Below are 6,752 nucleotides of genomic sequence, written 5' to 3'. Positions count from 1 at the left end.
GCATTGTCGGCGGGCGAAATATTGGTAATGAGTACTTTTCGTTTGAATCGAGTGTTGAGTTTGGCGACTTTGATCTCTTACTTTATGGGAACACAGTCGAGCAGTCTGCAGATCAGTTTGATATCTATTGGAACAGCGATTATACAGTGCCGATGAAGTGGATTTATCCCAATGCTTCTGTTTTCTCTGAAGAAGAGGTGGCCAAAACGGTTGAAGAGTTACAGTTAGAAAGTATGTTTTCTTCTGGAGACTACGACTTTACTCAACTTCCTTTTTACCAAAAGATCGCGAACCGTGAATTGTCGTTGTATTGGGGTAAGGGAAAGCTCTGGTATGATTTGCCTGATAAAGTGTCAGGTGAAAGCAGCCAGTTGGTGGATAACTTAACGACATTGCTAGGCACAGTAGAAAACTCTTTAGTGTTAATCTCTCCTTATTTCGTTCCCACTAAAGAGGGCAGTGCCAGTCTAGTGGATGCCGTCGAATCGGGAAAAAAAATCACCATAATCACTAATACGCTCGCTTCAAACGACGTTTTTGCTGTTCACGGTTGGTACGCGAAGTACCGGCAAGAACTGGTCGAAGGCGGAATTGAACTTTGGGAAATCAAAGCGAGTGCTCATCTTGACAATAAGTGGAGCTTTACTGGTAGTAGCCGGTCAAGTTTACACGCAAAAGCCATGCTATTGGACGGGAATAAAATATTTGTTGGTTCAATGAATTGGGACCCGCGTTCAGCGAATTTGAATACGGAAATGGCTGTCGTCATCGAGCAACCTGAATATGTTCAAAAGTCATTGGAAGCCGTTCAATTAGGGCTTAAGTTGAATGCCTACCAGGTTGTGATAGAAAACGACAACATCGCTTGGTATGACCCAACGACCGATACGACCCTAACCTCTGAACCAGAAGCTACACTCTGGCAAAGGATGGGAGCGTGGCTAGCGGGCTTGTTGCCTATAGAAGACCAGTTGTGATTGATATTATTGCAATACGCTAATGCATCAGTATCTAGCCTCGCAGTCAGAAACGGAACAGAGTGGCAAGCATCGTCACCCTCCATTATTTAGCGTCATTATTTAAACCATTATTAAAAGCCATAAGTTAAGGTAAACCATGAGAGTTGGAATCATTGGATTAGGCGATATCGCATTAAAAGCTTACTTGCCCGTATTAGCGCAATGTAAGGGCATTGAGTTAGTTGTCTGTACACGAAATCCTGATGTGTTGCATGAAGTGGCTGAGCAATATCGAATTAAAGAGTATTGTACCGATTATCATTCTCTGCCAATGATGAAGGTCGACGCAGTGATGATTCACGCTGCAACGTCAGCGCATTTTAATATAGCGAGCTATTTCTTAAAGCAAGGCATCGCAACATTCGTTGATAAGCCGCTCTCAGATACGTTTCATCAAGTTGAGCAGTTGTATAGCTTATCTCATCAACATTCAGCTCCGTTGTATGTAGGGTTTAATCGCCGCCACATCCCCTTATTCAATCAGCATATTCCTGAATTGCAGCAAAGCGCGGTCGGAAACCTGACTTCCCTTCGATGGGAGAAACATCGTCACAATCTGGCTGGGGAGCTTAAAACATTTATTTTTGATGATTTTATACACCCACTAGATAGCATTAACCTCAATGGTCAGCGTACGTTAGATGACTTGACTATTACTCATCAAATGAACGGGCAATTGTTGACTCGTCTTGATGTGCAGTGGCAAGCGCAAGGCGCTCTTTTGCATGCGTCTATGAATCGCAATTTTGGCGTTACTTGTGAACGAGTACAGGCAGTGTATAACAATAAAGCGATAGAGTTTGATTCCTTTGTCGAAGGAAAAGTATGGCAGGGTAACAAGCAATCCCACATAAGCCTTAAGGACTGGACACCAATGCTAACAAGCAAAGGATTTGAAGCGATGATTCTAGATTGGTTTAACGTAATACAAAAAGGGGCAATCAATCAAACCATCATTGATCGAAATATTGCGTCTCACGAACTCGCTGAAGCCATTTATCAGAAAATTACAAAGCAGATCAGTAAGTAGTTTCTGAACGAACTGAAGTGAGGGTAATGACTCACTGAGATTGTGCTAAAAACGGCTTAAGTGCTCATTAAAAAGGCAATCAATGGAATGTTGATTGCCTTTTTTGATAGACGAAACGATTGCTATGATCCTAATTGGAGCGTAACTTATCGGTTATTTCTCGGCTTGTTCTACCATAGATAACGCCACGGCCTCTGCAGCTTTAATACCATCTATGCCTGCCGATAAGATTCCTCCAGCGTAACCTGCGCCTTCGCCCGCAGGGAAGAAACCTTTTAAATTGATACTTTGGTAATCCTTGCCGCGTTTAATACACACCGGTGAAGAGGTACGGGTTTCAACACCAGTAAGAAGACCATCTTCAATCGCAAACCCTTTGATCTTTTTATCAAAGGCCGGGATCGCTTCACGAATTGCTTCGACAGCGAAGTCGGGCAATGCTTTCGATAGATCTGTTAGTTTAATTCCAGGCGTAAATGATGGCTCAACATTGCCGAGCTCGCTTGGATCGCGTCCTTTAAGGAAATCACCGATCTTTTGTGCTGGTGCATCGTAGTTTTCGCCGCCTAGCTTGTAGGCTCTGGCTTCTAACTCACGTTGTAGACGAATGCCCGCCAATGGGTCACCTGGGTAATCTTGCTCGGGTGAAATACCGACCACAATGGCACTGTTTGCATTTCTTTCCGCGCGTGAATATTGGCTCATGCCATTAGTCACCACAGCCCCTTCTTCTGAGGTAGCAGCAACCACGGTTCCACCAGGGCACATACAAAAGCTGTATACCGTTCGCCCGTTACTGCAGTGATGAACCAGTTTGTAATCCGCCGCCCCTAAAATTGGGTTCCCCGCATTTTTACCAAAACGGGCATCGTCAATCATAGATTGTTTGTGCTCAATTCGGAAACCCACAGAGAATGGCTTTGCTTCCATATAGACTCCACGGTCGTGCAGCATTTCAAAGGTATCACGTGCACTGTGTCCAATAGCTAGAACGACATGGCGTGTGTGAATTTCTTCACCATTGGAAAGTGTTAACCCTGTAATTTGACCGTCGTCCATGTGGATGTCATCAACACGGGTGCTGAAACGAATTTCACCACCAAGTTCGATGATTTTGGCGCGCATCTTTTCGACCATTGTAACCAGTTTGAACGTTCCGATATGAGGTTTGCTGACATACATGATTTCTGCTGGTGCGCCCGATTCAACGAATTCAGTGATGACTTTACGACCATAATGTTTTGGGTCTTTAACTTGGCTGTAGAGTTTGCCATCAGAGAATGTGCCCGCACCGCCTTCACCAAACTGTACGTTTGATTCAGTATTCAGAGTTCGTTTGCGCCAGAAACCAAATGTATCTTTGGTACGCTCACGGACCTCTTTGCCACGTTCCACGATAATTGGGTTGAAGCCCATTTGAGCGAGTACGAGACCGGCAAATAAACCGCAAGGGCCAAACCCAATCACGACAGGGCGCTCGGTTTGAACCGCTGGCGCTTTAGCGACAAACTTGTACTCCATATCTGGGGTAACTTTTACGTGTGGGTCGCTGATGAACGCTTCCAGCAGTTCTGCTTCATTGTCGACTTCAACATCAAGAGTATAAATCAGTAAGATCTTCGATTTTTTACGCGCGTCATAGCCGCGTTTAAATAGATTAAATGAAAGCAGTTGTTCTGGCTTGATGCCTAATTTGGTGATGATTGCTGCAGAGATCGCTTCCTCTTCATGATCTAGAGGGAGCTTTATTTCAGTTAAACGTATCATGGGGTTCTCGATGTTGATAATAGGTGTCTTAGCGCAGTCATCCAAACCTCTGATGACAAGATGACTACGCTCACAATGGCGCGCATTTTACGTGAAGTAGGGCGAAGTGTCATATACTTTAACGGAAATTAATCGGGGGAATGAGCATACCAATCTAACCATTTTCATTTTAAGGTGATTGTATTTTTATCAAGGATCAGTATCATCCCCCATCCTGAATTTGACTAATTAAGAGCGAGTAACCATGGCGTTCGTCGTAACCGATAACTGCATCAAATGTAAATATACTGACTGCGTGGCCGTATGCCCAGCAGATGCATTTTATGAAGGTCCAAACTTCTTAGCGATTAGTCCAATTGATTGCATTGACTGTGGGTTATGTGTGCCTGAATGTAACGCTCAAGCTATTTTCCAAGAAGATGAGCTGGCTGATGATCAACAAGTATTCATCAAGTTGAATGAAGAACTCGCTGAAATATGGCCCAATATCACCGAAGTTAAGCCTGCTATGGAAGAAGCGGAAGAGTGGAACGGGGTGGAAAATAAACTAGGGATGCTAGAGAAGTAACCCGCGCACAACTCAGCGTTGATTTGATTTCTGCTATTGTGTTTTTGTCGTTCTGTGTTTTTACATTCTTTTGTTTTAGTGGCAAAAAAGCGTTAAGTGGCCCCTTAACGCTTTTTTTGTACGTGCACTTTTTTTGTACACGTACTTTTTTATACACGAAATAGTTACAAGGGCTATCTGTGCTGACGACGCCAGTTATCCAAGATGATGCCACTCGCCATCGCCACATTCAGTGATTCTGCTTCGCCAAAAGACGGAATGGTAATTTTGTCTGTCACCAGAGGCGCTGCTTCGCTTCGTATACCATGCGATTCACTGCCCATAAGTAAGATGCCTTCGGGTTTAAATACAGTCTCATGGACGCTTTCCCCTTCAAGGAATGCCCCATAAACCGGTAAGTTAGCGCCTTCCAAATAAGCGGGTAAGTCGACAAGAGTGACTTGAACGCGAGCAAAACTTCCCATGGTTGCACTGATGGTTTTTGGGTTATATGGGTCAGCACAGTCAATACTTGCGACAATGTGCTTAATGCCATACCAATCGGCAACTCTGATAATGGTTCCCAAGTTTCCTGGGTCTGAAACGCCATCTAGGGCGATCATCATTCCTTTCGCTAATGGGATTTCAGCTTTGGGCGTTTCAACAACGGCAATCGCTGCATTGTTGCTTTTTAGCGTGCTGGCTTTGGTTAATTCATCGAGTGATGCTTCAACACAATCAAAGCCTTCTAATTGATGGGTATGCGCAGCTAGGAACTCAGCGGTGGCAAAGATATGTTGTGTGGTTAGAGAACTATTGATCAGTTCTAGGACATTCTTTTCACCTTGAACCAAGAACAGGCCGAGCGCCTTTCTTTGTTTCTTTTGGCTTAGAGCACGAACAAGCTTTAATTGGTTTTTGGATATCATTTTTTTATCTCGAATAAAATCGCGTTCATTATAAGGAAAACAAAAGGGGACACAAACTGAAGATTTGGTGGCTGTAACGTTATCTGTTAAATAACGACACAGAAGTGGGTATTGAAGTAGGACGTGATTGTAATCAATGAGTCTCACCAGTAAAATTGTTCACGCTGAGCGTCGTTACTCAGTGAAGGAACACGAAGTCAAAAAACGCCGACTGACCATTTCACAGCACCATAAACCTAATAGGCATATCATGTTTCATGCACACGTTTACTTCCCGTTAAAAAATATCGCCCAAGCCGAAGAACTAAAAAATCGTATTAATGCTGAAAGGCGAGATGTACTAACGGTTTTTCCATTGAATATGGGCTTAGTTGGGCCGCATAAAATGCCCATGTTTGAAGTTCACTTTGCCAATGATGACAAAGGTTTCACGCAATGGCTGAATCAAGCGCGTGGTGACTTTCCTGTGCTGATTCACCCTATCGGTGATAATGATCTGATAGATCATACAGAACATGCCGTATGGTTAGGCCGAGAGTTAGGCGTATTTGAGGATAAGCTTTCTTAACGAACCTTGTTAAACAATGAGGTTTGAAAATAAAGTGAGGTTTAAAAATAAGAGCTAAAAAAAGGCCAATAACACGTTTACTGAGTTTTAGTAAACGAAGCTAAAGGCCTTTGGGTGTGAGTTCGATGATTTTAGGCAGATGCCATAAGTAATTTTGGTTCAGTAATATTGGTTCAGTAATATTGATTAAATAGTATTGTTATCCAGTTTGGGGCTCAGGCTCTTCTATAAGATTATTAATCCATTTTTTGGATTGTATGCGTTGAGCGGTAAGGCAAATCTTGATGATCTCTTCTAGTAAGATGATCATCATAACCATGTGCAATGGCCAACCAAGGACAATCCCCGTAAAGTACGCAAGCGGTATACCGACAGCCCATTGCCCAAAGAGGTCAATGAATATACTGTATTTTATATCCCCCCCACTTTTTAAAACGCCACCAATCCCGACCATATTAAAAACCTTTAACACCATACCAAAAGCCATGACTAAACAAACATTCACCGCCATTTCTGGGTCACTGAGTGGGCTATTCATCAAGGCCGCGCTAATCAGTGGTGAGGCCAATAAACAAATAAACGCCAGCAATAAGGCCAATACACAGCTTGTAATGACGTACCACCACGATGTATCTGAGACTCGTTGATAATTTTTAGCGCCAATTTCATTACCCAATATGATGGAAGCTGCCACAGCAAAACCGAGAAAAGCAGAAATCAGCACGCTTTCAATGGGGGCCAGTAGTGAAATAATGGCAAGTTCACTAACACCAAGTTGTCCGACAATATAGCTGTAAACCAGAAGTCCGCCTGCCCACGCGGTATCGTGAATGATCATTGGTGTCGCAACTTTTATGAAACGCTTACGATTTTCTAGGCGGCGACCCTCTTG

7 protein-coding genes are annotated in these 6,752 nt (G+C 43.4%); 4 read left to right on the top strand and 3 right to left on the bottom strand.

Features of this window, described 5'->3' with window-relative positions; all coding sequences use genetic code 11:
• Positions 1 to 977: phospholipase D-like domain-containing protein (locus tag ACP45E_RS03730; protein WP_069584708.1), on the top strand; the 977-nt coding region annotated here is incomplete at its 5' end.
• 139 nt (positions 978 to 1,116) lie between these two features.
• A complete protein-coding gene (locus ACP45E_RS03725) occupies positions 1,117 to 2,049 on the top strand; it encodes a Gfo/Idh/MocA family protein (RefSeq protein WP_017033645.1) in 933 nt (310 codons plus the stop codon).
• 153 nt (positions 2,050 to 2,202) lie between these two features.
• On the opposite strand, the gene ACP45E_RS03720 is transcribed toward ACP45E_RS03725, so the two are convergent.
• The gene (locus ACP45E_RS03720; RefSeq protein WP_017038151.1) at positions 2,203 to 3,816 is read right to left on the bottom strand and encodes an NAD(P)/FAD-dependent oxidoreductase; all 1,614 of its coding nucleotides are present in this window, start codon (positions 3,814 to 3,816) and stop codon (positions 2,203 to 2,205) included.
• 244 nt (positions 3,817 to 4,060) lie between these two features.
• Here ACP45E_RS03720 and fdxA point away from each other — a divergent pair, with 244 nt between their 5' ends.
• Entirely contained in the window at positions 4,061 to 4,384 is a 324-nt protein-coding gene (gene fdxA, locus ACP45E_RS03715) for a ferredoxin FdxA (protein WP_017033643.1), read from the top strand.
• A gap of 173 nt (positions 4,385 to 4,557) precedes the next feature.
• Here the strand turns inward: fdxA and ACP45E_RS03710 are convergent, their stop codons facing one another.
• Complete coding sequence (locus ACP45E_RS03710; protein WP_017033642.1) at positions 4,558 to 5,292, bottom strand: RNA methyltransferase; 735 nt, start codon at positions 5,290 to 5,292, stop codon at positions 4,558 to 4,560.
• A 250-nt stretch (positions 5,293 to 5,542) separates the two neighbouring features.
• Between ACP45E_RS03710 and ACP45E_RS03705 the strand changes: the two genes are divergently transcribed.
• Positions 5,543 to 5,860, top strand: coding sequence for a DOPA 4,5-dioxygenase (locus ACP45E_RS03705; RefSeq protein WP_026026642.1), 318 nt, complete (start codon positions 5,543 to 5,545; stop codon positions 5,858 to 5,860).
• 199 nt (positions 5,861 to 6,059) lie between these two features.
• Here ACP45E_RS03705 and ACP45E_RS03700 read toward each other — a convergent pair.
• Positions 6,060 to 6,752 (bottom strand): MATE family efflux transporter (locus ACP45E_RS03700; protein ID WP_241824262.1); only part of this gene is annotated, 693 nt, incomplete at its 5' end.

Origin of the sequence: Vibrio genomosp. F10 str. 9ZD137 (genome assembly GCF_049974785.1) — a bacterium.
Taxonomy (GTDB): Bacteria; Pseudomonadota; Gammaproteobacteria; order Enterobacterales; family Vibrionaceae; genus Vibrio.
Note: the sequence above shows the minus strand (reverse complement) of the source record. Positions and strands in the feature narration are given on the sequence as shown.